This window comes from Bacteroides sp. An51A, from assembly GCF_002161565.1.
GTDB lineage: Bacteria > Bacteroidota > Bacteroidia > Bacteroidales > Bacteroidaceae > Phocaeicola > Phocaeicola intestinalis.
Genome location: NZ_NFIC01000007.1, coordinates 160,470 through 186,855, shown reverse-complemented (window position 1 = coordinate 186,855; position 26,386 = coordinate 160,470). Strand labels below are relative to the sequence as shown.

The 26,386-nt window shown below is 52.9% G+C and carries 29 protein-coding genes; 2 read left to right on the top strand and 27 right to left on the bottom strand.

What is annotated here, in order from left to right:
• Positions 1-12: 12 nt before the first annotated feature.
• The 3 genes from B5G04_RS14750 to B5G04_RS14740 form a co-directional block, all read right to left on the bottom strand.
• A complete protein-coding gene (locus tag B5G04_RS14750; protein WP_087397887.1) occupies positions 13-1,233 on the bottom strand; it encodes a transposase in 1,221 nt (406 codons plus the stop codon).
• Positions 1,234-1,395: 162 nt separating this feature from the next.
• On the bottom strand, positions 1,396-2,502 hold the full coding sequence (locus tag B5G04_RS14745) for a site-specific integrase (RefSeq protein WP_087397885.1): 1,107 nt from the start codon (positions 2,500-2,502) through the stop codon (positions 1,396-1,398).
• A gap of 131 nt (positions 2,503-2,633) precedes the next feature.
• Complete coding sequence (locus B5G04_RS14740) at positions 2,634-3,245, bottom strand: TetR/AcrR family transcriptional regulator (RefSeq protein WP_087397883.1); 612 nt, start codon at positions 3,243-3,245, stop codon at positions 2,634-2,636.
• Between the two features lie 545 nt (positions 3,246-3,790).
• Here B5G04_RS14740 and B5G04_RS20260 point away from each other — a divergent pair.
• Both B5G04_RS20260 and B5G04_RS14735 read left to right on the top strand, forming a co-directional pair.
• Positions 3,791-3,958, top strand: coding sequence for a hypothetical protein (locus B5G04_RS20260; RefSeq protein WP_013616539.1), 168 nt, complete (start codon positions 3,791-3,793; stop codon positions 3,956-3,958).
• 2 nt (positions 3,959-3,960) lie between these two features.
• Positions 3,961-4,560, top strand: coding sequence for a GNAT family N-acetyltransferase (locus B5G04_RS14735; protein WP_087397881.1), 600 nt, complete (start codon positions 3,961-3,963; stop codon positions 4,558-4,560).
• A 59-nt stretch (positions 4,561-4,619) separates the two neighbouring features.
• On the opposite strand, the gene B5G04_RS14730 is transcribed toward B5G04_RS14735, so the two are convergent.
• From B5G04_RS14730 to B5G04_RS14615, 24 genes are all read right to left on the bottom strand, one after another.
• On the bottom strand, positions 4,620-5,156 hold the full coding sequence (locus tag B5G04_RS14730; protein WP_072545029.1) for a glycoside hydrolase: 537 nt from the start codon (positions 5,154-5,156) through the stop codon (positions 4,620-4,622).
• A complete protein-coding gene (locus tag B5G04_RS14725) occupies positions 5,153-7,339 on the bottom strand; it encodes a type IV secretory system conjugative DNA transfer family protein (protein WP_013616542.1) in 2,187 nt (728 codons plus the stop codon). The genes B5G04_RS14730 and B5G04_RS14725 overlap by 4 nt, the downstream gene beginning before the upstream one ends.
• A 15-nt stretch (positions 7,340-7,354) precedes the next feature.
• Positions 7,355-8,086, bottom strand: a complete 732-nt coding sequence (locus B5G04_RS14720; protein WP_087397879.1) for a DNA-directed RNA polymerase subunit alpha C-terminal domain-containing protein — start codon at positions 8,084-8,086, stop codon at positions 7,355-7,357.
• A gap of 13 nt (positions 8,087-8,099) precedes the next feature.
• The gene (locus B5G04_RS14715) at positions 8,100-8,762 is read right to left on the bottom strand and encodes a DUF1566 domain-containing protein (RefSeq protein WP_013616544.1); all 663 of its coding nucleotides are present in this window, start codon (positions 8,760-8,762) and stop codon (positions 8,100-8,102) included.
• Positions 8,763-8,796: 34 nt separating this feature from the next.
• The gene (locus tag B5G04_RS14710; RefSeq protein ID WP_235847305.1) at positions 8,797-9,339 is read right to left on the bottom strand and encodes a hypothetical protein; all 543 of its coding nucleotides are present in this window, start codon (positions 9,337-9,339) and stop codon (positions 8,797-8,799) included.
• 40 nt (positions 9,340-9,379) lie between these two features.
• Positions 9,380-10,231 carry a conjugative transposon protein TraN gene (gene traN / locus B5G04_RS14705; protein ID WP_072545032.1) on the bottom strand — a complete coding sequence of 284 codons (852 nt, stop codon included), beginning with the start codon at positions 10,229-10,231 and terminating at the stop codon, positions 9,380-9,382.
• A 12-nt stretch (positions 10,232-10,243) separates the two neighbouring features.
• Positions 10,244-11,032 (bottom strand): site-specific DNA-methyltransferase, encoded by a 789-nt coding sequence (locus tag B5G04_RS14700; protein WP_072545033.1) that lies wholly within the window; start codon positions 11,030-11,032, stop codon positions 10,244-10,246.
• A gap of 11 nt (positions 11,033-11,043) precedes the next feature.
• Positions 11,044-12,189, bottom strand: coding sequence for a conjugative transposon protein TraM (gene traM / locus B5G04_RS14695; protein ID WP_072545035.1), 1,146 nt, complete (start codon positions 12,187-12,189; stop codon positions 11,044-11,046).
• Between the two features lie 2 nt (positions 12,190-12,191).
• The gene (locus B5G04_RS14690) at positions 12,192-12,548 is read right to left on the bottom strand and encodes a hypothetical protein (protein WP_072545037.1); all 357 of its coding nucleotides are present in this window, start codon (positions 12,546-12,548) and stop codon (positions 12,192-12,194) included.
• Between the two features lie 13 nt (positions 12,549-12,561).
• The gene (gene traK / locus B5G04_RS14685) at positions 12,562-13,176 is read right to left on the bottom strand and encodes a conjugative transposon protein TraK (protein ID WP_013616550.1); all 615 of its coding nucleotides are present in this window, start codon (positions 13,174-13,176) and stop codon (positions 12,562-12,564) included.
• Complete coding sequence (locus B5G04_RS14680) at positions 13,167-13,577, bottom strand: hypothetical protein (RefSeq protein WP_013616551.1); 411 nt, start codon at positions 13,575-13,577, stop codon at positions 13,167-13,169. Before B5G04_RS14680 ends, traK begins: the two co-directional genes overlap by 10 nt.
• A 50-nt stretch (positions 13,578-13,627) precedes the next feature.
• Entirely contained in the window at positions 13,628-14,761 is a 1,134-nt protein-coding gene (locus B5G04_RS14675) for a hypothetical protein (RefSeq protein WP_087397877.1), read from the bottom strand.
• A gap of 13 nt (positions 14,762-14,774) precedes the next feature.
• Positions 14,775-15,539 carry a DUF5045 domain-containing protein gene (locus B5G04_RS14670; RefSeq protein WP_041584190.1) on the bottom strand — a complete coding sequence of 255 codons (765 nt, stop codon included), beginning with the start codon at positions 15,537-15,539 and terminating at the stop codon, positions 14,775-14,777.
• 24 nt (positions 15,540-15,563) lie between these two features.
• Positions 15,564-16,289 carry a hypothetical protein gene (locus B5G04_RS14665; RefSeq protein WP_072545041.1) on the bottom strand — a complete coding sequence of 242 codons (726 nt, stop codon included), beginning with the start codon at positions 16,287-16,289 and terminating at the stop codon, positions 15,564-15,566.
• On the bottom strand, positions 16,286-18,823 hold the full coding sequence (locus B5G04_RS14660) for a hypothetical protein (protein WP_087397969.1): 2,538 nt from the start codon (positions 18,821-18,823) through the stop codon (positions 16,286-16,288). Before B5G04_RS14660 ends, B5G04_RS14665 begins: the two co-directional genes overlap by 4 nt.
• A 6-nt stretch (positions 18,824-18,829) precedes the next feature.
• Positions 18,830-21,550 carry a conjugal transfer protein TraG gene (locus B5G04_RS14655; RefSeq protein ID WP_087397875.1) on the bottom strand — a complete coding sequence of 907 codons (2,721 nt, stop codon included), beginning with the start codon at positions 21,548-21,550 and terminating at the stop codon, positions 18,830-18,832.
• A 110-nt stretch (positions 21,551-21,660) separates the two neighbouring features.
• Positions 21,661-21,957, bottom strand: a complete 297-nt coding sequence (locus B5G04_RS14650) for a DUF4133 domain-containing protein (protein ID WP_022040909.1) — start codon at positions 21,955-21,957, stop codon at positions 21,661-21,663.
• A gap of 12 nt (positions 21,958-21,969) precedes the next feature.
• Positions 21,970-22,338, bottom strand: a complete 369-nt coding sequence (locus B5G04_RS14645; protein ID WP_013616558.1) for a DUF4134 domain-containing protein — start codon at positions 22,336-22,338, stop codon at positions 21,970-21,972.
• Positions 22,339-22,386: 48 nt separating this feature from the next.
• Entirely contained in the window at positions 22,387-22,713 is a 327-nt protein-coding gene (locus B5G04_RS14640) for a DUF4134 domain-containing protein (protein ID WP_013616559.1), read from the bottom strand.
• A 2-nt stretch (positions 22,714-22,715) separates the two neighbouring features.
• On the bottom strand, positions 22,716-23,156 hold the full coding sequence (locus tag B5G04_RS14635; protein ID WP_022040908.1) for a hypothetical protein: 441 nt from the start codon (positions 23,154-23,156) through the stop codon (positions 22,716-22,718).
• A 243-nt stretch (positions 23,157-23,399) separates the two neighbouring features.
• A complete protein-coding gene (locus B5G04_RS14630) occupies positions 23,400-24,287 on the bottom strand; it encodes a toprim domain-containing protein (RefSeq protein ID WP_021947366.1) in 888 nt (295 codons plus the stop codon).
• Between the two features lie 59 nt (positions 24,288-24,346).
• Positions 24,347-25,423, bottom strand: a complete 1,077-nt coding sequence (locus tag B5G04_RS14625; protein ID WP_021947367.1) for an AAA family ATPase — start codon at positions 25,421-25,423, stop codon at positions 24,347-24,349.
• Entirely contained in the window at positions 25,404-25,862 is a 459-nt protein-coding gene (locus tag B5G04_RS14620; protein WP_021947368.1) for a helix-turn-helix domain-containing protein, read from the bottom strand. The genes B5G04_RS14625 and B5G04_RS14620 overlap by 20 nt, the downstream gene beginning before the upstream one ends.
• Positions 25,859-26,263 carry a helix-turn-helix domain-containing protein gene (locus tag B5G04_RS14615; protein WP_021947369.1) on the bottom strand — a complete coding sequence of 135 codons (405 nt, stop codon included), beginning with the start codon at positions 26,261-26,263 and terminating at the stop codon, positions 25,859-25,861. The genes B5G04_RS14620 and B5G04_RS14615 overlap by 4 nt, the downstream gene beginning before the upstream one ends.
• Positions 26,264-26,386 lie beyond the last annotated feature (123 nt).

Genomic DNA, 26,386 nt, shown 5'->3' with positions numbered 1-26,386 from the left:
CCCATATTGCTGTCATGCCGATTTTTCCCGGTGTATGTCGCAATGTTCCAATACAACCGTATATGTGATGCCGCCACTCGTTACCGTAGTGTGGCTGTAAACTCTCATCCGTCCGCAATGCTCGCAGAAATAAGGATTCTCGTATTCACTTTCTGCCTGTTGCACTCCGGCTTCCTCTATCTCGCTTTCATCCCGTCCGAAGTATTCTTCCGGCAGGTTGCCTTTGTTAGAGTAGAAGCCGTAATACCTCACGATGCGGAAATAGCGCAGGGGAACGTGTTGCAGCAGCCGGGGAAAGAACTCACGGTAATGCAGCGTCAGTTCCTTTTCCACCGGGTTTCTCCTGTCGGGTGAGTTCTTATAATCACGGTATCGGAATGAAATGTTCTCGCCGTCTATTGCCGTAATCTTGTACTCGCTCAAACATGCCCGCTTGGAATATCTGCCCACATACTGTATCACCTGCTCCGGCATCTGTATGGGCGGTTCCAGATGCACAATCCAGTCCTTTCTGTTCGCTACCTTTTTGATGAAGCCCATAAACTCCATGCGGTCGTGAAAGTCATGCTCCAGCCTGCCCGCATCGAACAGTCCTATCAGCGCATTCTCAAACTTGTAGCGGAACACCCTGCGGATAGAGGGGATATGCACGTAATCATGTTCGGGAACGGCTATTTTACCTTCGCTGTCGATGCCGCCCCACGACATAATCATGTGGGTGTGTACATGAAGCTGCTTTGTTTCCCCATAGGTGTGCAGCACGGCAATCACCCCGGTTTTCAAGCCGAACTTGTGCATCATCCAGTCTTTCAGCGTGTCTGCCGAAGTCCGCATCAGAATGTTCAGTATTTCTTTCTTATTGCGCTTCACCAAGTCCAGCAGGATATGCGGCAAGGTCATCACAACATGGCGGTGCGGCACTCGCAGCAACTTTTCCTTCATGCGTGCCGCCCATTTCAGCGTATCACGCCAGCCACATGACGGGCAAAAACGGTTCTTGCAGCTATGACTGATTTCCCGCACCTCCCCGCAATCGGGGCAGACGTATGTGTCTATTCCCAAAGCGGCTGTACGGCACACACGGATAGCGTTCACCGCCTTGTACTGTTCGGGGGTGATGTACTCCGCAGGGTGCTGTGCGTACTCGTCCCACCAGCGGTTGAAAAAGTCCGCCAAGCGATATGTGCTTTTCCGGGAACTACACCTTCCTATGTAATCTATCAAATCAATCATTCACTACCGTTATTTTTTTACATTTGTTTATTTGTTTGTAAGTTGCTGTATATTAGTTGTTTTAATTTGCCTTGAATTTGTTTATAAATACACCTGTAGGTATAGGATATTTCGATAACCGACACCTGGCAGGTGTGTTTCCTAATCTCTAATAGCCGCACCCTACGAATCATCCAGCGAATCAAGCGGATTTGGGATTTTAGCTTTGTGTGCATTCGATGTATGAAGATATATGGCAGTGGTCTTTATATCGTTGTGCCCGAGCAGTTCTTGTATCGTATGCAAGTCTGTCCCTTGCTCCAAAAGGTGGGTGGCAAAGGAGTGGCGCAGCATGTGTACATGTACCCGGTGCTTGATGCCCGCACGCATGGCGGCTTCTTTCAGCACTTTCACCAATGCGCTTGCCGAGTACGGCTGTCCGGGCGTTTCGCCCTCAAACAGCCATTTCTTCGGTCGGTATTCACGGAAGTACCGCCGCAGCTCTTCCAGCAGCTTGGGCGAAAGCAGCGAGTAGCGGCATTTCTTGCCCTTGCCCATGACGCGCACGGACATCGTTTCACTGTTGATGTCTTTTGGTGTGAGGTTCAGCAGTTCGCTCCGCCGCAATCCGGCAGAGTAAACCAGAGAAATCATGCAGCGGTGCTTGATGTTGGACAGTTGGTCGAGGATGCGTTTTATCTCGTTCCGGCTCAACACTTCCGGCAGTGTCTTGTACTCCTTGGCCCGTGTAATGCCGCCGTAGTATTGCCGTTTCCCGCCTTTCACCTGCTCATAGTAGAACTTGATGGCGTTGATGCGCATGTTCTGTTGCGAAACGGAAATTTTCTTTTCGTTTACAAGATAAAGAATGTACCTGTTGATGTCCGCCACTTTCAGGCGGTCGATGTTGCGCCCTTTGTGGTACTCCATGAAGTCGCTGAAATAAGCCCGGTAGGTCTTTATGGTGGATGGGCTGTAGCGTTTCTGTTCCAGCAGTTCCAGATAGCCTTCCGGCAGCGTGTATTCCCTCTTGGGTCTGGGATGCCGCACATATACCCGGCTGTAATCAATGTAGGCATGGGGAGAGTAGCGGTCGTAGAAATCCGACAGCTTGAAAACGGCAGCCGCCATGCAAGCGGAATCCTTGCCGGTCATTTCCACGCCTGTATCCTGAGCGAGCAGCAGGGGGATTGCCCCGTTTCCTGCATACTCTATCCGGACATAATCCACACCATCCTTTTCTTCCTTGTGCAGGATGATGCTCCCTCTTTGCCTCTGAGCCTTGTCCATGTCGTCGAAAGATTAATCATAAGCGCAAATATAGGAAAAGGATTGCAAAAACAAACCAGTTGGTCTGTTTTATTGTGTTAAAACACCTAATTTTAGATGATATGCGGGTGTGAGCGGGCGGAAAATCGGTTTCAGGCTTTCAACAAGGAGTAAATAAAATGCAGTTTCTTCCTCAGTTGCTTGATATTCAGACCTTGAAAAAATGATTGTTCAAAAGAGGTGCCGAAAAAGACTTGCCAGAACATTGAGGCCGTTTCTTCCACATCCAGGTCCTGACGCATTTCCCCGTTTTCTTTTGCCTTTTGGATGGCGGTTTCCCACAGCTGGAGATTCTGCTCGAATATGTTGGCCAGCTTTTTCTCTACATTCGGATAATATAATCGCACTTGCATCAGCAGATGGTAGTAGTAGAAATTGAAGCAGCACCCGTTGGGATTGTTGCCGTCGTTAAGCATGTGCACAAGGCGGTTCATGGTATTTTCCACACCCTCTACATATTGGTCGATAAACTCCGAAAACGAACCTCCCGTGAATTTGAACTTGTTTTCCAACTGCTGGGTGTTGAATACGTATTTGTCCACTACTGCAACAAACAGGTCAAGTTTGAGAGGGAAATAATAAATCAGTCCGGCTTTTGACAACCCACAGGCTTTGGCTATTTCCATTTGGCTTGCTTTTTCGTAATTCATTTTGGCGAATACCCGTAATGCATTTTCCAATACTTCTTCCTTGTTGGTAAACATACTTCTTCTGTTATTTTGCTTTCTGTAACAAAGATATGTATTTGAAACCATCTCACAATGGTTTTAATCTTTTTTTTGTATGGCTGATTATCGTTTTTTTTGGAGTATGATTAAAAAAAAGTCTCGGCACACATCTTTCTATTTGCAAAACTCGAATCTGCCTTTCGATATGCGGAGTAATGATAGTTGGCCCGCTCATGACAGTTTTCCCATGATTCTGGAAAATAGAAACAAACTGGATGTGGACGGATATTGTTTCCCCCGATTTCCTTCCGGTTCAAAGATATGGAGGCTGCGGGTATGATAAGAAAAGAGGGAACAGAATATTTGCACCTCCACAGGAAGAAAAAGATGGTAATCCCATCATGCTGTCCATCCATTGATGGATAGGCAAACATATTCTTCATGTTCACATTCTTTTGTATAGTAATGAATTAAACAGATATGGCGCATTTTGTATTGAATCAAACGTTTAAACGGTTAAAGTCAGCATACTTTTTTGTGGAATAATAATAAAGTAGTACCTTTGCATAAAATATACGATTATGGCCATAACGATTAAGAACATCCCGGTTTTGGAAGGTGCTACGGCAGAGGATTTTGTGCGTAGTGCTGACAAGAATGCTGTAAAGGCAACGCCCCGTTTGTCGGCTACAGCCAAGAAACGGTTACAGAAAGTATTAGAGAAATCCCGTTCATTCCGTTTCAATTAAGCATGGACGAGATTTCCTTGTATGATGATTGCGTCATGCTTGCCTGCAATAAAGAGGTGCGTGATAATTGTCTCCCTTTCAGTTGTGGCGTGGACGACCTTGATGATTTTTTTTTCAATGATGCCGATTTGTATGCGGAAGAATTGTTGGGGAAGACTTATTGTTGGGTGACGACGGAAGCCCCGCACCGTATTGTGGCGTTGTTCACATTGTCGAATGACAGTATCAAGACCAAGCTGATGCCCTCCAATGACAAAAACCGCTTCCAACGCAACATCGTCAATCCCAAGAGAGGACGCAGCTACCCGGCCGTGTTGATTGGCAGATTGGGGGTTAATCGTGATTTTCAAAACTCACCGAGCCATGTCGGTCGACAGTTGATGTCTTTTATCAAGGACTGGTTCCGACATGAGGACAACAAGACCGGATGCCGCTTTATCGTGGTGGATGCCTACAATGAGGACAAGGTGCTTCGCTATTATGAAAAAAATGGCTTTGTCCCCCTGTACAAGACAGAGGAAATAGAAAAGCAATACTATGATATTCTGCAGGACGAGCATCTGAAAACCCGCTTGCTGTATTTTGATTTGAAAAAGAAATAGAGCACCTTGGCGGATATGGTTTCCGATGTCCTTACTGGAAAAAGGTTTCAGCGACACGCCTATTTCTCAAAAAGCAGCATATATTCCACCTTCCTTCTTTTCTCTATGCTCGGAATTACCCGGCCTTTGTAACACCGGAAAGAAATGTACTCCTTGTAAATGTCCCTGTTCCCAGCCTCCAGCTTTTGTATGAGCCTGCTTTTGGGCAGGTCTTTGCTGCCTAACAGACGGTAGGCTCCCACTTGGTAGGCGAGGCAGGAAAGCAGGGTCGAATCACGCCCGAACCGGCGGAACAGGCGGCACAGCTTCATCAGGTCGGCCCGCAGGATGGAATCGCCCTGCGCCCGGGTGATGTTGTTGGTAAGCCGCTCGCCGGGGAGCACATGGTGTCCCCAGCCCACATAGGGCCAGTGCTTCTTCTCGCCATGCCAGCCTTCATGGTATTTCGTGCATAGGATGGCCCTCTCCAGCGGAGGAAGCCGGTACAGGGACAGAGCGGCGGATGGTGTTCCTCCTCCGTGCTTTCCCTGCCCGTACAGGGCCGCCGCTGCGCACAGGAGCAGCACGACGGCCGTTGTCGTTCTTGCATGTCTCATTTCGCCCCCCGTTTGTTCAACACGTCCTTTATCATCTCCTTTACGTCCTGGCCTACCTGCACGAAGTTCTTGTACAGGATGCGCTCCCGTTCCTCCCTCGACGGGAAGGTGTAGAACTTCGGCAGGGGCACATACCCGGCTTCCTCTTTCTTTATCTCCCTCATGTCGAAGTCGGTCTTGCAGAAGAATTTCGTGGTCTTGAACTCCTCCGCTTCCTGTATGTTCATCGAGCCGCCTGCACCGGTCTTGGTCTTGGTGAAGTCCCTCGCCGTCTGGCCGCAGATCCAGCCGGTTGCCATGTCGGAGATTTTCGAGGCGGGCACCAGGCTGTCCATGTTCTCGTTGAGATTGATGGAGGTCTTGTCGCGGTCTATGGTTACGCCCTTCTTTATCTGTACCACCTTGCCGAAGATGTCGTTGCTCAGCCATTCCAGGGTCTCCTTGCTTCGGGCAGAACCGCTCACCACGTTGCCTACGGTGGTGATGATTTTCTCCATGCCCACCTTGCCGTAGTCGGCTTCCAGCTGCGGCAGTTCCTGAAAGCCCAATGCCACGCTCACCTTGTTGCTTCGGGCCGTTCCTATCAGGCGGTCTATCTTGTGGAAGTACAGGGTCGGAAGCTCGTCCACGATGATGCTCACGGGGATGTTCTTGCCTTGTCCGGTGTTCACACGGGTTACAAGGCGGTTCAGGATAAGGGCGTTCAGGGCGCCGATGATGCTCTCCATTTCCGGGTCGTTGGCGATGAGCAGGTAGCTCGGATTCTTCGGGTCGCTCACTTTCAGGTCGAAGTCGTCACCGTCCTTGTGGAATATCCAGTACGATTCCTTGGTCGCCAGGCGCGAGGTATAGACACGCAACGTTCCAATCATACCTTCCAACTGTTCCATCGCTTTGTTCTTGAAGGCGGTCTGGAACGGACCGAGCAGCGGTGCCACCTCGTTGTCGGTCTCCAATACTTCGAAGATGGTCTGGTAGCTCTCATTCAGGAACGACAGGATGTGCGGCATGTCGCTGTACTTGCCCAACCAGTAGGCGGGTTCCACAATGTTCCCGTCCTTGCGGTCGCGCACTACGCCCGTCGGCTTCCAGAACTTCGTCTCCGGGTCCTGCCGCTTCTCCGCATACAGCTTGTTTCCGTCCTTGTCGTAAGGCTCTTTCTCGTAGTTCACGAAGAAGTAGATACACGCGGCGAGGAAGTTCACCGCCGAAGTCTGGAAGAACTGGTCGCTGCCGCCGCCTCCCTCTTTCTTGCCTTTCTGCAGGGATTCCAGCAGGGTTTCCGCCGTCTCGCTCGCCGCTGCAAGGTTGTTGATGTACTTCGACTGGATGGGGTTCACCCTCCGGCTGTATTCCACATCCACGAAGTTGATGATGTTGAACTTGCAGCCTTGTGGCAGCTTGCCCAGCTTCTGGTTCTTCCTGTAATGATAGTACAGCTTGGTCGCCAAAGTGGGGAACTTATAGTCATACACGACCATCACGAAGCCCTTGGCGGAATGTTGCCTGATGAACGGCTCGATGATGGAGAAGGTCTTTCCGCTTCCCGGCGTGCCGACCACCCATGTACCTCTGAAAGGGTTGCTGATGTTCACCCAACCCTTACGGAACTTGCCCTTGTAGTAATAGCGCATCGGAATGTTCACGCTGTAGTTGTTCTCCACTTTTTCCTCACATTGTTCGAAGCTCTCGTTCTCGAAGTTGAAGCGGTCTTTCATCAGCCCGTCCTTGATGTATTTCGAGATATTGTCAAGTGCCACATGAACCAGTATCACGCCTGCAAGGGAGGCTGCCATATAGAGGATGATGTGTACGGGCAGCGTGTACAGCTGCATCCCCATCGGGTGGCCGAACAGCCATACGGAGAGGACGAGCAGCGCAAGGCCCGCCGTCAGGGGCAGGACGACCTGACGCTTGGCGTTGAACTCCAGATGTTTCTTGTTCCGCGTGCCGATACAGGTGATGCAGATCAGCAGGACGGTCGCCAGCTTGCTGTACACGAGATGCCCGTCGCTGTATATCGCCCACCGCTTGATACGTCCGTGCAGGTCGGCGAGGATGCCGCCCCAGTCCCCGAATACGGAGGGGTCGAAGGCATACTCGAAAAACTCCAGCAGCACGGACACATAGACCGCCGCGCGGAATATCCGGTAAAATCCCTGTAACTCCTTGCTTTCTTCCATAAGCCTGTCTGTCTTTTAGTCCGTTTTTCTGCGATACCAGCGGTTATCCACCCGGATAACGTCCATGTCAAGATATGCGCCGTTCTCGTTCAGTTTGGTCTTTATCCGCTCGACGGTTGCCGGGCCGATTCCCCATATTTCCATGAGGTACTGCTCGTCACGACGCACCAGGTCGCCTACATATCTTAACCCGTATGCGGCGAGGTGGTTCTGCGCCGATGGCTGGATGCCCAAGCTGAATAGCGGCTGCGAGAGGTAAGGTATTTCTTCCGCCGGTTTGTTCTCCACGGCAATCTCCAAGCCTTCCTTGATTCTTCTCAGGGTGTCGATGCGCTGCTCCAGCTCGACGACGGCCTGTCCGTCCTGCACTATGGCATTCCGCAGGCGGGCTGCCTTCTCCGTCAGGTCGGCATTGCTCCGCATCAGTTCGTCGTGGGTTCTCGCCAGGGACAGGTTCTCCCGGTCAAGCTCGTCCCGTCTGTATTCCAGCGAATCGACGGTATCCTGCAGTTGCCCTGCACGGTATTGCAGGGCGGAACATTTTTCATTGTCGGAGGCTATTTCACCCGACAGGGTTTCCAATCTCCTGACCTGAAGCTCAAGGCTGTCGTGGATAGAAAGAAGTGTATCCGCAAGTTCGTTCATCCGCTGGCGGCGGGATTTTCCCCGTGCGCATCGGTAAAGGATGACCAGTGCCGATACCATCAGCACCAGTCCGATAAGCATAGTAATATCCAATGTTTCCATATTGTTGTTATTTTTAGTTGTTCAAGGTAATGATGGGCCTTATCCGGTGTGCCTGTGTCTTCGGGGTCTCCTGCATGGCTCCGCTGCCTATCGAGTAGAGCCACGCTTTGGCGGTCTGTTGCCCCTCTACTTCCGTCGAGGTCCAGTACCAGCAGTCGCCTGTGCTGTCTGTGGGCAAGATGTCTCCGCCGCATTTTTCCAGTACGGGATTGACGACCTCCCGTGCCGCATACAGCAGGCGCATCTCCGCCACCGAGGGGATGTATGCGCTCTGTCCGTAGCACCACAGGTCGAATACCGCTTCCGCCATCGGCGAGGCGGTCTCCCGGGTGTCATATAGGGCAAAGGTGTTCGTGTTCCCGTCGAACGCTTCCGTGTCGGCGGATGTTCCTTGCTCCACGCCCAGAGTGTCCGCAAAGGCTTTGGGAGCGATGTCCCACAGATAGACGGCACGACCGTTCTCTTCTGTGTCGCCGTGCTTGCCGGTGTCGAATACGATGGCCACGGCCCGCTTGCCGGAAGTTTGGTACAACTCGTAGGAAAGGACCGTGCCGTCGTCGCAGAGGACATGTCCGGGCCGTACCGTCATGTCCGGAGTCTCGATGTGTGCGTCGCAGGCGGCCAGAGTTAAGACTGCCGCCACCGCAATGATGATATGTATCTTGTTTATTGTCATCTGTTCATATTTTTATTTTCCCTCATTTCATCAGTTATTTTACCGGCAGTTTCACGCCGAGCACGACACCTGCCCGCAGCAGGTCGGCTCCCTTTATCATCACGTCGCCCTTCGCCTGCCAGAAGAACACCCATCCCGACCGCAGCACATAGTTGTGTTCGTAGCCGAGGTGGATGCCGCCGAGGAATCTCTTCGTGTCACTGCCGCCCGATGCCCCGATGCGCAGGTTGCCGTAGTGGTTCCTGCCGCGTACCACGCAGGGCTTGTAGGCCACGCCGAAGCCGTAGGTGCGGTAGTTCCGCCAGAACGATTCCGGGCAGATATGCCCGCACGTCTCACAGTCTTTCCATTGCAGGTAGCCGTTAGCGAAGAACTCCCAGGCATTGTTGTAGTTCGTCTCATGTTCGTAGGCAAGGGTCAGATCCATGCCGTTCCGGTACAGCAGCCCGGCTCCGAGCGAGAGCCGTCCGGTGTTCCGCTGTGCCGAAGCTGTTACAGACAAGGTGAACACGGCCACCGCCAAGGCAAGCAGTCTGTTTCTTGTCCTTCCCTTATTTTTCAATGCTTCACTCATCATTTCCAATTCTTAATTCGTCACTCTTAATTCTTCATTGACATCATTCCTCCTCCAATAGCGATTGGTCAAACGAATCGGCGGCAAGCACGTCCTCGTAGTCGATGTGCAGGCTGATGTTGCGCCCGCTGATCTGTTTCTCCGTCATCTCGATGGTCAGCACCTTGTCGTTGGGGAAGGTCATCTTCTTGACGACTATCACATTGCGGTAGCCCCGCTTGAATGATTTTCCCGGTTCCAGCACCATTGCCGGAGTCAGCTCAATGACCTGCGAATTGGTTGCTTTCGACACCTTCTTGTCAGCGAGCTTCACACGGATTTCATCGATGTCAAACCGGATATGGGTCTTGTTCTCTATCGAGAAGTCGATGAAGAAGTAGTCGCCGGCCGCATAGATGTTGTTCAGCCGCATGGTCAGGCGGTGTGCCTTGCTCGCCACGTTCCGTATCTTGGCCGGGGAGTTCCAGATGCGTCTGGCCAGTCCGGTCATCTCCGCTGTGGACATGGAGACGGTGGGATTGTGGTAGGCTTCCCGTTCCGCAGGCAGTATCTCCTTGTCGGTCACGGCTTCCTTCAGCCGGGTAGTATAGAGTAGCGCGTACTGCGTGCGGTAGCGTTCCGTCACGATGGTGACGATGGCGAGCACTTCGCCGTCCTCGTGTCCGGCCTCCTTGGGCTTCAGGCGGATAATGTTGTCCAATGGCTGGTCACCCGCCACCTTGTCGGTGGAGATGTCCACCAGTCGGACGGGTTCCGATGCCGTGATGACGGTCGTCACCTGCTCGTTCACGGTGAGCAGCTCCATTTCCTCGTAGGTTTTCTGGGCTTTTGCCTCGTATGCGGCGCACAGTCCGGCCGCAAGGAGAAACAGGCCCGTCATTCGATGTCTGTTCATGTCTATGCTTTTTTATTGTTTATTCCCGTTGTTCATTCTTTCCCTCTGTTCGCCTTCCTCCCGTATTCGCTGCTCGGCAATTTCGCAATAACTCTTGTCGATTTCGAAGCCGATGTAGTGCCGGCCTGTCCGCAGGGCGGCGATGGCGGTCGTCCCGGAGCCGATGCAGTTGTCCAACACGAGGTCGCCCTCGTCTGTGTAGGTCCGTATCAGGTATTCTATCAGGGCTACTGGCTTCTGTGTGGGGTGGTAGAAGGCTCCCTTGCAGTGTTCCTTGGGTACGGATACTACCGATGTCGGGTATTTGTCATCGGCTATGCGCACTGGGGCGAGCTTCATGCCACCGTAGCAGCGGTTGGTGAAACCTTCCGTCTTGCGGCGGTCATGGTTCCGTTTTTCGGGCGGGCACGGGGTCATCTGTGGGTGGTACACCGGCAGTTTCCGGTAGAACACCACGATGTCCTCATGCTGGCGCATGGGCATCCGGTTGGCGTTCAGGTGGCCGCTCACCCTGTCCTTGTGCCAGACGAGGTTGTATCTCCACAGCTTGGGCTGTGACAATACCAGTTCCGCCGTGAACATGCCTTGTGCGAACAGGATGATGGGGCTGTCCGGCTTGGTGATTCTCAGGTACTGCTCCCATAAGGGTGCAAGCGGGATTTTTTGGTCCCACCGGGCAGCCCCGTTCTGCCGGTTCAGCACGCCGTAAGGCAGATCCGCAATCACGGCATCGACGCTTCGGTCGGCTATCTGCTTCATCCCTTCCAGGCAGTCCATGTGGTATATCTTGTCTTGCTCCATTTTCGTCTTGTCTATTGTTTCTGGTTTCCGTTTACTAAATACACGAAGGTGCCGTACTTCAGTTTGACCTTGTTCTTCTTGATGGCCTTGCTGATGGCGTTGCTCGTTTTCTGGTAGGCGTTCTGCACGGCCTGCATTCCCCATTGGGCGAGGTTGTTGCCATAGCCGCCGGTGTTCATGCTCAGGTTGCCCGACATGGCGCTGCTGGCCACGTCCTTGCTCGTCTCCCGGAACTGGCTTTCCGGCACATACAGTCCTTCCAGCCCGTCGGTGTCGTACAGCGAGAGGCTGACCTTGACCAGCTTGTCACCCACGAGGATGCTGCTGATGCTGCCTTTCACCCTTCCGGAGGAAAAGCCGCTGACCGTGGCATACAGGTAGGTGCCCTTTCGGAGGGTGCTTCCGTCTATCTCCACATCGTCCAGCAGGCGCAGCCGCACACGCGAGCCGTCCACGGCCTTGATGTCCTCGTCGATGATGGCCTGGATGAGCTTCGGCTCATCGCTGCTGCGGTCGAGCGTGTGGAAGTAGTCCGAGGATGCCTTGGCTTTCTTCACCACCTCGCTGGCCTTGTCATTCTCACCGGGAGTTTTCACGGCACGGCTGTCCTCGTCGATGCGGCCCTCTGCCTGCGGTTCCACTGGTGGTACCTCTGTTTGGGCCGTGTCCTCTTTTGCCGGCGGGGTCACTTCCTGCTGTCCGCGCAGCCTGGCTTCGGCAAGGGCTTTCTCCAGTTCCGCGAGGGCTTCTTCTTCCCGTTTCTTGGCGTCGGCAGCTTCCGCCGCCATACTCTTTTCCTGTTCGACTTCTCCGAGCAGGGCGATGTCGTCATCGGTGTATTTCGATTCATATTCTTCCTTGTTTTCATCGGGTTCGTCCCTTTCAATGTTGTCCACGGCGGTATAGTCCTGTATCCGGCCCCATGATTTTGTCATGTTCTCGTACTTGCTGCCTATGCCGTCCCCGTTCTTAAGGGTGGCTTCCGGAAGTTCCGGGTTCAGGAACTCGGTGGTCTGCAGCGTGGTGTCCTGCACTTCGGCCTTTTCGGTGCGGAACAGGTCGAAGATGAAGTACGACGCGCCGAGCAGCGGCAGGTAGAGGATGGCCGGAAGCATGTACTTCGGTTGCCTGAAATTGATTTTCTCCAATATGCTCATCGTCATTGTTCTTTTGGTGGTTGTACATACAGCTCGGATGACCGGTGCCTTTCCCGCAGGATGCTGTCCTGCATCTCGGTGGCTGTCCGCTTTACGGGTTGACGGTGGTACACGACGGTCAGCCGGTAGATGTTCCATGCCAGCCCTGCGGCGACGAAGGCAAATACGATGACAAGGAACAGGGTGCGGTGCACGTTGGCAAAGCCCTGCACCTTGGCGGCCGCCTTGTCTATCCGGGTCGCCTTGGCGAACCTGCGCCCGGCATTCACCTCCCGCTCGTAGCGTTCCTTGTATTTCGGGTCGTTCCTGTCCGGCATCTTCTCGCCGAGCAGCATGCGTCTGAATCCTTTGATGTTCATGGTCGTTCCTCCTTTAATAGTTGTTCTTTGTCTTCTGCTCGATGTCCTTGTTCAGCAGCGTGCGCCAGTTCACGATGAGCAGCCCGTGCGGGTTGTTCTCCGTGCGCGGCACCCGTTTGAGCTGTCCGGCTGTGACCAGTTCGCGCATCAGGATGTTGCTCCGGCGTTCGATGCGCTGCCGTCCGTAGTAGGTGAACTCCATTTTGGCTGCATCGAATCGGATGCTGTCGCAGAAGATGGAGAACACCGCGCTCGTTCCGAGAATGTTGCTGTAGAAACCTTTCTCTTTGAGCGTATTATATTGTGCCAGTCCGGTCTCGTCCACCAGGTACATGGCCTTCTCCATCGTGTAACGGATGTACTTGTCATCCGGCGCAAGGGTGAAAAAGTAATGGTGGAACATTTCGACATGGCTCTTGGCCTCGACATCGAGCGTTTCGTCCATCGTGGTCTGGCTGACTAATATCGGCACGTTGCCGTCCAGCACATAGACTTTCTTGTGCGCGTCCGCGACCATTGTCCGGGCAGTCCAGATGCTCGACACGCTGATGATGACGCATCCCACAAGGAAAGCCGTGCAGACGATGCCTGTCAGCCTGATTTTGTTCTCCAGATTCTTTATGACCATTGCCTGCCTCTTTTTTCGCTGTTCAACCTACGTACATATTCGTCATGCAGCATGGGGATGATGCAGTCCTGCAGCTCGTCCAGCAGAGGGTCGAAATGTTCGGAGAAGACATGGGTGTAATGCCCCTGCATGAACACATGCACGAACACCCACCAGATGCCGCGTCTGCGCTTGTGCGGGTTCCTGCAAAGCCTTGCCAGATGCAGGCGGTAGGCGAGGTATTCCACAAGGGGCGAGATGTACCGGTCGTCACACTCGAAACCTTCGTCGAGTTCCTCGTACTTCCGGTCAAGCGTATGGTTCTCCGGCACTTCCGTAATCTCTTCCTGCATCCGTTTCTCGGCATACCGGCGGAAATTCTCGTCCGCCAGCCATTTCTCGATTCTTTTCTTGGTTTTCATATCCTTTTTGTTTTATGATTGATGATAGTTCTTAATGGGTCAGAGTTTCCTTATCGCGTCATGGTTCCGATGGCGCCCGTGGCTGTCATCTTCGCCTGTTGTGCCACGCCCTCACCGAAGTTACGGGTCGAGAAGGCGGTGTCTCCCTCCGGTATCATCCATGCGGCCAAATCCGGCACAAGGTTCAGGCATTTCAATGCCACGATGCTCGCCGCCATCAGGTAGCCGGCGGAGAAGAACGAGTTCTGCAGGTAGGCGGCCATCGTCTGCTCGCTCGCCGTTATCGCCGTCAGGTTCTCCACCTGGATGCACAGCACGATGTCGAACAGGAGCAATACGTAGAAGCCCACGAAGTAGAGCATCGCCCCGTAGAAGTGTACCGTCAGATACCTCGTGAGCCACTTCGCCCACGCGCCTTCCCATTTGGGCAGCAGGCTGAAAGCCCACTGTATTGGCCCGAATATCGTCAGCATCCCCAGCAGGATCTGCTGGCAGTATATCGTCGCCCACCACCCGATACGGAACACCACAAGGGCGATGAGCATGATGATTTTGTCGATGCCCACGACGATGCCGGAGGTCAGCGAGGTGAACCACAGCTTGGCCGCGTCTTTCTCCATGCTGGTCACTTCGTCCACGCCGGTCTGTTCCATCGTGGCCTCTATCAGGTTCGGGTCGGATGTTCCGGTATGGGCCACGTCCGCCTGCGCCTGTAGGCTGGTGTACATCGTGTCCCTGACAAAGATGAGTTCCTGCGCTTCCTCGAACTTGTCGCTGATTTGCGCGGCTTCCGCCTGATAGAGGTCGTGGGTGTACGAGCCGATGCAGTTCGGGATGTAGGACAGGAAGTCCAGGAAGCACCAGTTGCTGCCGCTGCCTGCCATGCCCGTATCTGCCGGAGGATACCACCAGCACAGCACAAGCGACACAGCCAGCGGTCTGAACAGTTTCATTATGTCCAGAGGCTCGTGCTTGACCATCATCTTGTAGGCCATGCCCGCCGTCATGATGATGGCGAACAGGGCGGCGAGTGCCATGCACATCTGCAGGATCCACCAGAACGGGCCTTGTGCACCGGTAAACGTGGCGTCGGTCAGAAACTCGTTGGTCTGAAAGATGACATCATCTATTTCCTCTTCCAGAAGGTCTATGCCGAAATTCGATAGGATATTTCCGTCTGCCATTTCCGTTTCTTTTTTAGTTCCTGTTCACGGTTTCTTCTCCGTCGCTTCCTCCGCTGCCGCCCCCCGTCTGCGAGCCACGCACGGCAAACCGGGATTCGTTCCACCGCTCCACGGCATCGCGCAGGATGCTTCCTTTGTCGATAGGCTGTGCTTCTTCTGCGTTCAGCAGTCCCTCCGTCACGGTGGCGTTCTGTTTCCGTGCGAGGTAGAGGATGAGCGTCCCGTTCTGCCGGGCCACATCCTCGCTGATGCGCAGGTACTCTTTCTTCCGCTGGGCGTTGGGCATGTAGGCATCCTTGGTGGCGTTGATGGCGCACTGGTACACCTGATAATATTCTTCCCAGCGTTCCCGTTCGTCCGGCGTGCCGCCACACAGGAGAATGCGGTCGATGTTGCGCCGGAAGCGTTCCATCTGTCCGTTCACCTTGTCGCCCTCGGCAAGCCAGGCCAGGTCCACCTGCCTGTCGGCCACGTTCAATGCCTCGACAGCGGCCCGTTTGACCAGTGCCGAGTCGATGGCTTCCGCCTCGTCCGTCTGGTTGTAGAGGTTCACTCCGGCCAGCGTCCGGAACGACAGCTTGTTCTTCGCCGCCGCCGTCTTCTTGTACTTGTTGTGCAGCAGCGTGTAGTAGATTTCCGGGGTGAATGCCCCGGTGCCGGTTTCCATCACGGTAATCTGGTTCTGCTTGGGCGAGTCGTGGTTGTAGGTCACATACTGCGCATGGGCGGCATGTGCCGTCAGGACTGCCGCCGCAAGAAGTGTCATTGTTCGTTTCATGTGCATATCCTTTTCCTTTTTTCGTTAATAATCCAGTCTTCCGGCACCGCGCCAGCGGCCAAAGGCTCCGTCGATGATTTCCTGACGGCTGCGTGCCTGGTATATCTTTTCTTTCCAGTAGCCGATGCGTACCTGTATGTATCGCCATGTCTCCATATAGGCACGGTTCAGGTGCCGCTCGATGTCGTCGAGAGAGCCGTTGATGGCTTCCATGACCATCAGCAGGTCGGAAGTCGAGCAGGCAGCCGCTCCGGTGGCGTACAGCACAAGGTCGTTGAGCGACTTGTACAACTGTTCCCCGTCATTGGCGATGTCTTCTATCGCTTTCTTGTTTATCGTGAGTATCAGGAGGTCTTCCGGCTCGGCCTTTCCGCGCTTCAGCACCTTGTCGTTGAACTCGGTCAGCATCTCCTTGTAATCGCCGATGCGGTCGCTCACAGTCGTATAGGTGTCCTTGGCGTTCAGCACCGTCCGCAGGGACTGGTACATCACGTCGATGACATCAAAGGCGCGTGTGTACCGGTCAAGGTCCACGTTCAGCTCCTTGTATTCCACGGTAGCGTCCTTGCTGTACTCGTGCAGCAGCTTGTTGCTGTATTCCAGGGTGGAACGTGCCAGCAGCAGGCTGCGCTGTTTCTTGTGGTCGTTGATGTAGGCTTCCACCGATACGATGTCGAAAGTCCATTGGGCTTTGGCGACATACGGCAGAAGAGCCAGCAGCAGGAAGGTCAAAGTCAGTCTCTGTCTCATCTTACGTCCTCCTTTCTGCCGTTCCCGTTGCGCAGGTTACGGGCATTTTCCACCCACCGCTCATGGCATTCTTCCACAAGCGTGAGCCTGCGTCCTTCATCCGTGTCCAGTTCGGGCAGCACATCCTTCAATAGGTCGATGATGCTGTACTTGTAGTGCATCATCTTCTCCAGCGACACGAGGTCGGCGTAGATTCTCGTGAGGCGGGTGTCCACCTCACGGGCGATTTCAAGGCGGTCGCTCGACCATAGCAGGTGGTACACATCGCCCGTAGGCGTGTCTTCCATCGGCGGCGTGCTGGCATATTCGGTAGTAATCTTGCAGGAGGGGTATTCCCTCGCTATCTCCGCGATACGGTCGTTCACTTGCTTGGCCTTTTCCGCGTCCGACAGGTTCGGGTCGAGCGTCAGAACATCGGCCACATGGGTGTCGGTGTATTCCGTGGTCAGTTCCCATGCTATCTGCAGGATGGCACGGTGTATCTTGATGCCGAGGAAGTATTTGGGCTTCCTCGCGATCGAAAGGGTCGCCTTGAAGGTGATGACGCCGTTGATGTCCGTCATGGTGGCCTTGCGCACGAAGGTGTAACCGTTCCATGCTCCGCCGTCCTGCCACGTCAGGTTGTAGGCGGTCTTGCAGTCCTGCATGATGGCCGGGATGCGGTAGTAGTCGTCCGTCGCCACGGCATTGTCGCCGGCAGCCTCCGATTTTGCGTTTTCGTAGTCTGCCAGTTTTTGCTGCCACTCGGCCAATTCGTTCTTCAGTTCCTGTAGCCGGGTCTGGTTCGCATTATACTGCTGGCGGTAAGCGGCGGCATCTTCCACGCTCGATTCGGAGATTTTCTTCAATAGGGCGGCATTCTCATCCTCCAGAGCCTTTATCTGCGACTGGAGGGCGGCGACCTGGTTCTCGGCTTCCTGCACCATCCCGTCCAGTTCCGAGGTGTCCAGTTCATTGTCCGTCACGGTGGTCTGCATGGCGCACTCCTTCGAATGCCCGTCCAGCGAACTGCCGCACTTGCGGCATTTGTATTGGGTGCTTCCTTGTCCGAGGGTCGCGCCGTCAGAACAGGTCACGCTAATGGTCACGCTCTCGCAGCCCTGCAGCTTGGCGGCGTCCGTCGCCTGATAGTAGTTCCGGGCATCGGAAGCGATATAGTAGGTGTACCCCTCCTCGTTTTCGTTGATTTCCGACAGGCGGGCGTTGAGCTGCGCCTTGAAGGTGTTCAGGTCCATCGAATAAGAGTCAAATACATCCTCATAGACGACTTCCTCCCGGTTCCAGCTCTGGGTCACATGGATTTCGTAGGCGTATGCCTTCTTAGTCTGTTTCCCGCCACGGCTGATGACGTAGGCCTTCTGGCTGTAACGGATGGAGTAAGTGAAACCGTCGTTTTGGTTGTTCAACTGCTGCACCCGGTCGCGCGACCATCCGGCATACCGCTCCGAGTTGGAGAGGGCCTGCTCACGCTGCGAGGCGTTGGGATAGAACCCGGCGTCGGTGGTCTCGAAACGGGTCCATTCGCCGCCGTTCAGTATGCTGTTGTCGTCGGTGGGCGGATAGTAGTCGCACAGCGACACGCTGCCTTGTTCTCGGCGGGCGATGTACCACCGCTGGGTGTAGTAATTCCCGGCGGCTTCGTCCATGTAGTCGGTAATCCACGAGGTCAGGTCGTAGTTGCTGAAGTTGAACAGCCCGGCCACATTTTCCGGGCCGCCCACCATGTCGAGCAGGAGTCGTCCGGCATCCTGTTCCGCAGCTTCGTACAGGTGGCTGTAATGGTCGTACAGGTGGAATATCTCTTCCACCTTGCCGTTCATCAGGTCATGGAACGAGCTGGTCTGCAGCAGGGCGTCGCCGATATTCCCGATGCCAGCCGTGGCCAGCCCCACACCCATGTTGTACAAATTGTCGAGGTCGCTCTGCAGGTTTTCTTTCGTGAAGTTGCCCGGTATGCGGGCCAGGTCGTCCAGCATCCGCTGCCAGTCAATGTTTCCCAGTTCGCTGAGCCGCAGCAGGGAGGCGAACTCTTCCTTGATTTCGAGAAAAGCCACATCGGAAAAAGTCAACGTGCTGTTGGTCACGATGCTCTCGAACTGCATGCACAGGCTCTTGGTGTCGTCGCACACTTTCATCAGGTAGCTGCCCCAGTAGAGGGCTGTCTGCGGGGATTGCAGCATCATCTTGGCCACCACCCAGATCTTCGGTATGATTTTCCGGGCAACCATGTTGTAGATGCGGCGATAATAGTAGTTCTCCGTGCTGCTGCTCCATATACCCAGCTCGGACAGGGCCTTGTGCTCAAGGAATTTCGACGAGAAGATGCCGGCGGCGGCGACCTCTGCGGCCGTATAGTGTTTGAGAATGTCATCCACTTGTTCACGGTAATAGCTCTCGGCGACCGTCTCCGTACCGAAGGCGGCGGCCATCGCCGCCACGGTGCGTGTGTCGTAGTTCACGCTGTAATACTGGGCGTGGACATGCTGCACGGTGGCGAGCGACAAGAACATTAGTATGAACGACAGCCGTTTCATGGTCATTTATTGCTGATTGTTTTTATCCCTCTTTTTCAGATTCAACACATGCCCCGCCGCATTCACCTTCTGGGCGAAAGGCAGGGACTTGCTTATGCCGCTGGCATCCCAGTCGCGGCAGTAGGCTTCGATGGCTTCCTGGTGGCTGCAACGGAGTTCTTTCTTGTACAGTTTCAACGCTTCCTTCTCCGCGCGTTCGGTGGTGTAGGTCATATAGCATTCGTGCGGCTCTTCCACGCCGTACACGCCGCTGGTCGAACCACGCCGGATGAATACCTCGCGGAAGAAGCTGCGCCCTTCCTTGTTTTCCAACCTGTTGATGGTGAATATCTTCTTGCAGTCCACATCAGTCAGTCCGAGAATGGCCTTGATGCTGTCGAACCGCTCCTTGAACTTGCTCTGGTCGAGCAGCATCACCACATCGGAGTTGTTGATGATGGCTTCCTTTACTATCTCGCTGCCGATGATGTCCTGTATCTCCTGCGTCACCACGCCCACCGAGGCCCAGAACTTTCTTGCGGTCTTGTACATGAACTTGATGTATTCGGCCATGAGCGGCGATGCGATGGCCTTCCACGCTTCCTCTATCACAAGGACTTTCCGGTTCTTCTTGATGCGCATCTTCTGCAGGAACACGTCCATGATGATAAGCGTTACGATGGGAAACAGTTTCTTATTTTCCTTGATGGCATCTACTTCGAAGACAATGAACGTTTCCGAGAACAGGGTAGTGTCCACGTTCTCGTTCAATATTTTGTCGTAGTTTCCGCCCTTGTAGAACGGCTGTATCATGTAGGTATATTTGTCGTAGTCTATCTCCGTGATGTTGTTTTCCAGACAGATAAGTTCCAACCGTTCACAGGAGTATTCATAGAAGGTATTGAACGACAGCGAGTTTACTTTCAAGGCTTTCCGCCGTTCCTCCAGCAGGCGTATCTTGCTGTCCACCTTTTGTTCCAGTTCCGGCAGGTTCTCTGCATTCCATCTGCCTTTCCGCTTCTCGGCGGCTATCAAGGTCTTGTGCAGGTTCTCGCGCTGCACGGGGTCGTAACCGTCGAAGCCGTAGAAGTAAGCGTCGTAATAGTCCGTCACCATCTGCTCTACGATGCGGAACTCCAGTTCCGTGATTTTCGTGTCCGACCCTTTCCATATCAGTAAAATCAAGTTTTTCAGGAAGTCTATCTTTTCGATATTCAGTTCTGCCTGGGTGATGTTGAAAGGGTTCATGGTGATGGGCTTTTCCTCTGTATAGCTGATGTACTTGCCGCCCAGATACTCGCATAATCCCTCGTATGAATTACCCGTATCAACCATCACCACGTCCGTGCCCTGCTCATGGAGCTGGCGCACCACGCTGTTCATGTGGAACGACTTGCCGCTGCCCGAAGGCCCCAGGCAAAAGAAGTTCGAGTTGTCCGTCAGCTTGTTCTTTCCCTCCTTTCCGGTGATGTCGATGGCCACCGGCACGCCTTGGCGGTCGGTGTAGTAGATTTTCAGCGGCGTTTCCTCGCTGTGCTGGATATGTTCCTTATACATCAGGCACATGGCTGCGTCGCTCAGGGTCAGGAAACGGTCGTAGTCCTCGTTCAGGGCATAGCAGTTGCCGGGAAAAGAGGCGACGAACAGTTCCAGTTGGTTATAGGCGTGCTTGCTGATGTGGATGCCCATGCGACCGAAGGCATTCTCCAGATAATTGGTGCATTTCTGTATGTCTGTGTCGGCAGATACCCCTACAACAAGATTGAAATGGCTGTACACGAGCATCTTGCTCTCCCTGGCAACTATCTCCTGCACACGCTTGATGTCCTCCACGGCCATCTGGTTGCCGGGATTGGGGATACTTGCGTGACGGTTCTTCTTTTTGTCAAGCGCCGCCAGTTCCCGCTTTTGGTTGGGCAGGAAGATGATCTGGTTATAGATCACCGTCTCGGCTTCCGGTATGCTGTCGATGACGGACAGCAGGTCAACGGGCATCTCCGCATTGTTCACCTCTATATTGGTATAGGGCCTGACGAGCGAAGGCAGCGCGGCACAGTCCACATCCACGAGGCTGTACACTTTGCAACGCTTGCCGCCCATCGAGACCGTCTCATCGTCCACCTTGAAGTTGGTCATCGAGACAATCCTGTCCTTGAAGTTCATGGCGAAGTAGCGGTCAACGAACGCATTCGCCTGGGGCTTATCCAGGAACTCCGCCTGTATGCCTGCATCGTGCAGTTGGTCATGCACCTTGCGTATCTTCACGAGGAAGTCGCGCCACTTCTTGCCGTCGAAAGAGAATAGGCTGCTTTTCTTTGATTCCTGCGTAATGGTCAGGTAGCATACGCTGTCCGTGTACATCCGGCCTTTGAAGTACCGGAAATAGGCGGAGGATAGGAACTCGTGCCGGTCGCCCGTCACATCCTCGAACTGCTTGCGCACGAACACGTCCTGCTTGTGTATCGCATAGCCTTCGCCCAGCGTCTGTGCGACGGCGGTGAGCAGGCTTGTGAACTCGTAGTAGCTGTCGATGTTGGCCGAATACTTCTGCACGGGGTTCTCCATCCGCAGGACGGCCGAGTATTCCCCGGTCTTGGTGTACAGCACCCCGATGCCGTTCACGTCCTCCACGGTGAAATAGATGTCCTGGAAGATGCGCTTGCGCTTGCCGCCCGTGCCAAAAGCATGGACCGAAATGGCCATGCCCGCACAGAGGGCGATGAAAATCAGTATGATGTACAGTGTCATTGTCGGTTGCTTTCTGCTTAAGTAAGGGCAGACTCGCCTGTTCCAAAGCGGGCCTGCCCGGGTTCAACATTCAATAGGCCACGCGCTCTCCGTCATGGCTTTTTCTTTTTTCATATCTTCTTCGAGCGGGCATAGACATACACTCCTTTCCGGTTCTTCTTGGTGTGAAGGCCTTTCCTTTGCTTGAGGATGATGAGCGAGATGCCCGCAGACAGGATGACGGCCAATACCACCAGTCCGGCCACGAAACCGGCAAGGCAGTAGGCAATGACGAAACCGACAATGGCTCCGCCTGCCGAACCCGCCGCCCAGTAGATATACCGTCCTTGTATGCCCATGAACTCAAGGGGCCGCTGAAGCCCCTTGAACAACGGGTAGTCCGGATAGCGTTCGTCCCTGCCTTTCATCGCGTCTCCTTTTTAGCCGCCGATACCGAAAAACAGCGGAAGTGCCTGTGCCGCCGCAATCAGGAAGATGCAGGCGCCCACGACCATCATGATTTTCTTCTTGACATCCTGCTCTTCGTTGTTCATCGCGATATAGACGCTGATGGCGCCCACGATGGCCACGACTCCGGCGATAGCATAGCACAGCTTCACCATGATGGGTACATACTTGGCGATTTCCTCCGCCACGGTGGTCAGGGCGTTGGTTCCGGCCGTGTAGTCGCCTGCGGTGTTCTGCGCCATCAGTGCGGCAGGCCCCGACACTAACAGAATGGCGAGCATCGCAACCTTGTACAATACTGCGCCTACGATTCTTTTCATTGCATTCTTTAACTTCTTCATTCTCGTTACTTTTAGTGATTACTATCATTGATATTCTGAATCTCTTTTCTATATGCGGTAGCCGAAAAAGGCCGGGAATACGATGGAGGCGCCTATGATGAACATGCATGCCCCGAACAGCATCAGGATGGATTTCACGATGCCGTCCTCTCCCGTGTTCCATTTGATATAGATCTGGAGCGCGGATATGACGGCCAGCACGGAGGCGACCGCATAACAGATGTAAAGGACGTACATCATCATCGTCACCACGAAGTCGTGCATGGTGGCAAGCGCATCCGCTCCCCATGAATAGTTTACGGCTCCGCTCTTGGCGAAGGCGAAGCAGGGAACCGTGAGCATCAGCAAGGCGCATACTGTCTTCTTCGTTTTCATCGCTAAATTTTGTCCATCGGTTTCCACGCCATTGCGGGACGGTTCTCCAGACGGCCGCCGGAAACTATCGCCTTGTACATATCGTCCGCTGTGAATGCCTCTGACAGGTAAGGGGTACTGTCCTCCATTTTCGCCTCGGCTTCGGCCTTCATACGGGCAAACCGCTCTTCGGCCGATTCCTTGTCTGTGTCTGCCGCGCCGTCCTGTATGGAAGTGCCGGAATTATCAAATGCGGTCTCGTACTTCTCCGTCCCGACGTTGAATCCGGTCTCGCTTTCCGTCACCGCCACGCTGTCCTGCCCGTTATCGGGGTCGATTTCAAAGACTTCCTCGTCCGTCCTGCCCTGGCTTCTCTTTCGGTACAGGTCCCTGGCGATGTTGGCCGCATAGTAAACGACGTAGATTGCCGTCAGAATGATTGCGAATATAAAGTATGATTTCATATCCTAATATGAATTTTATTTTGTATTCAAAATTTGATTTGCAAAGAAAATCCATCTGTTCTATATTAAGAAATAATTGAAATACAAATTGCTGCTTCCTTAATAAGATTTATGGTATTTCTAAAAATCATACTCTAAAATCATATTCTGACAGCTGTTTCATACTTGAAAATGCGCATTGGCAGACAAAAAAAAGAAGCCCTCCGTCAGGAGAGCTTCATAAATTCTGACACGCTGGCCGGGTCAGCGTCTTTTGCCTCTTAAATAGTCGTTCAGGTCTTTGTAGCCGTCGTACCGGTAGGCTTCGTTGTTGACTTTCCCGGTGAACAGCATGGCGATGGTTTCCACAGTTTTCTGTCCGGCAAGGTCATTGTCGAGGTAGCAATGGATGAACGGATATTCTTGCAAGTGTCCCAATGCCTTTTTAAGGTTGTTTACGGAGTTCATCACGAGATGGTCGCAAGGAACTTCAAGGCATATCTCCCTGTCTCCGGCCTGCCGCAGGGTCATATAGGAGAGAAAGTCCATGAATCCTTCGAAGACGCACACGTGGCCCTGCGTCTCGCCGTGCGTATGGCTTATCAGCGAAACATCCTTATTCTTCAGGCAGCCCTTGTAGTAAGGGTTGCGCACTTCATAGCCTCCTGACAGATTACAGAATGCCAGTCCGAAATAGTGTCGCTTGCGCAACTCATAATGCACTTCCTTGCAGAATATCTTTCCGATGTCGGCATCGATCATCCGGGAATGGAGGTACGACAGCAGCGCATGGTGTCGTAGCGGCACCACCCTTATATCCTTCATTTCCGCTTCCACCGGCCGGAGCATCACCGCCGGAAGCCGAACCCTCGGCAGTTCATTGGTTCCGGTGTGCCGTTCGATGCAGGCCAGCACCTCGCTTACACTGTCCGTTCCGTACAGGTGCTTGCCCAGTTCCACGAGGTCGCCCCCGGTAGCCGCCCCGAAGTCATACCATTCATTGAGCCGGTCGTTCACCTTGAACGACGGCGTCTTTTCTTCCCTGAAAGGGGAAAGATACCAGTATTGTCCCCCGCGCGCATTCTTCGGCTCATGGCCGAGAAGTCGCAGGTAGTCCACAATCCGTATTTGTTTCGCTTCCGATATGTTCATGTGCATCCTGTGTTTAGTATGGTTTCTTTATATATACCCGCAAACTAAACCGATACGGCTCAGATGCTGAAATTCTCGTTGTAACGGTATTCCCGGCCATTCTTTTGTATCGCGTTATGTTGAATCAGGAACTTACACAGATTGACCAGGGTATTTCTTCCTCTGGTGTAACCGATGCTGTCATATCCCTTTTTTAGTGCGTCAAGCAATGCCTGATAGCCAAATGAGGTGTTGTCGGAAAAGGCGACTTCCAAAGCAGAACGGTGTAGCTGTTCTGTCATGTCAAGGTATGAAGACAGCCTGTCTTTCTTGTTCATCTTAAATTGATAGTCTTTTACCAAATGGGGAAGCGAGTCTTCTCCGATTTCAAAGGCAAATGGTACAAACTCTTTATCCCTGATATGCATAGCTCTTACTTCACTGATTCTTCCGTTTTCTATATTTTTGGAGATTTGCAAGATGGTTTCAGCTTTATTATTCAATTCGGTACCGATATGCCCCCTGGTATTGTCATCTCCTTTATTCAGGTGGAGTACCGTATGGATGTGAAGCTCGTAATAGCTTGACCATCTCATCAGCTCATTAATAATATCAAGTGACTCGCTTGGACTGTTGATGTCATGGATTAAGTCGCGTATTCCATCTATGATAACCAGCCCGATATTTTTTTCTTCATGGAGGGCCCATTTGATGATGTCCCTGCGTTGGTCGGGAGTGTATTCGCGGAGAACAAAAAACTCAATGCGGTCATTCTCCTGGTCTATGGGCATACCTGCCAGTTTCAGTATTCTTTGAAGTACCTTATGACAGTGGCATTTGCTCTGTTCCGTATCAATATAAAGGATACGGTTCTTGCACGGAGGCAAGTCAGCTTTGTATTTCAATACCTCTCTTCCGGAAAGCGCCGATGCGACTATGGCGCTTACATTGAAGGTCTTTTTGCTTTTAGGTTTCCCCGTGGATGCACTGAAATTGCCTAATGTGGCTATGGTCACACCGTCAATCTGGACAATCTCTTGAGGGAAATCGTATTGTTCTGTGACATTGAGCCGGATATATTTCAGCAGCGACTTGTATTTCGCCTCGTCTATTCTGTGCGTATCCGGAAACATAAAATTAGATCTTTCCGTTTCCATCTCTTCTTGTTCTGCGTTTACGTTTGTTGTTGTTTTCAAGGCGATACGACATAACATTGGCCTGTTTGTCGATTTCTTCGTAGGAGAAACATGGATTACGTCTTATCCAGTCGTTCAGGTCGTCCCGGAGTACGAATATGTTCTTGCCGTTGGGCTTGTAAACGGTAAGTTCCTTGGTGGATGTCAGCTTATAGACAAAGCTCTTGGATACTTGCAGATACGCTGCAACTTCGTCTATGTTCAGAAAATCCTTTGCCGCATATGCTATCTTTTCCACGTTTTTCAGATGAGCCAGCAGTTCGTCCAGCTTGGCGAAACGTTGCAGGTAGTTCTCTACTCTTAATATTTCCCTCTGAAAGCCCTCCAATGTATTTCCCTCAATGAAGACACTTAGCCTTTCAATGCGGGATAGTATGATGTCCATGTCATTCTTTTTCATAATACGTTGTTTTTAATTGCCATTTCCTGATGGGGTTTCACTTGATTTCTCAAAGCCCAGTCGCACAACTCTTTCCTGTTGAAATAGACGAGTTTGCCGTTGGGCTTGTAATGGGGGATTTGTTTGGAGGCGGTCAGCTTGTAGATGTAGCTCTCTGACAGCCCCAGATAGGCGGATGCCTCGGAAATGGTCAGCACTTCTTTGGTAATCCACATGCGCTCCTTTATCTGACGGACAAAATTCTCTATATTGGGAATTTTATCGACTTCGCCGATTCGCTGCTCCAAGGATTGGATACGTTCGATGGGTTTCTCGGATGTCATTTTGGAAACCATGTTTTCCATCTGTCTGATATATCGGAAAACTGGACTGCTTCCACTGTTTGTTCTTCGTTGTTTCATTTATTGCTAAAATTAAATTTGACAATAGAAGGTTTGCCCTCCGCAGTTATTGATTACGGAGGGCAAAGTTATGGACAGCTTCCTGATGAGCATGTTGATAGTGTTGAGTGTCAACGTTTCTAT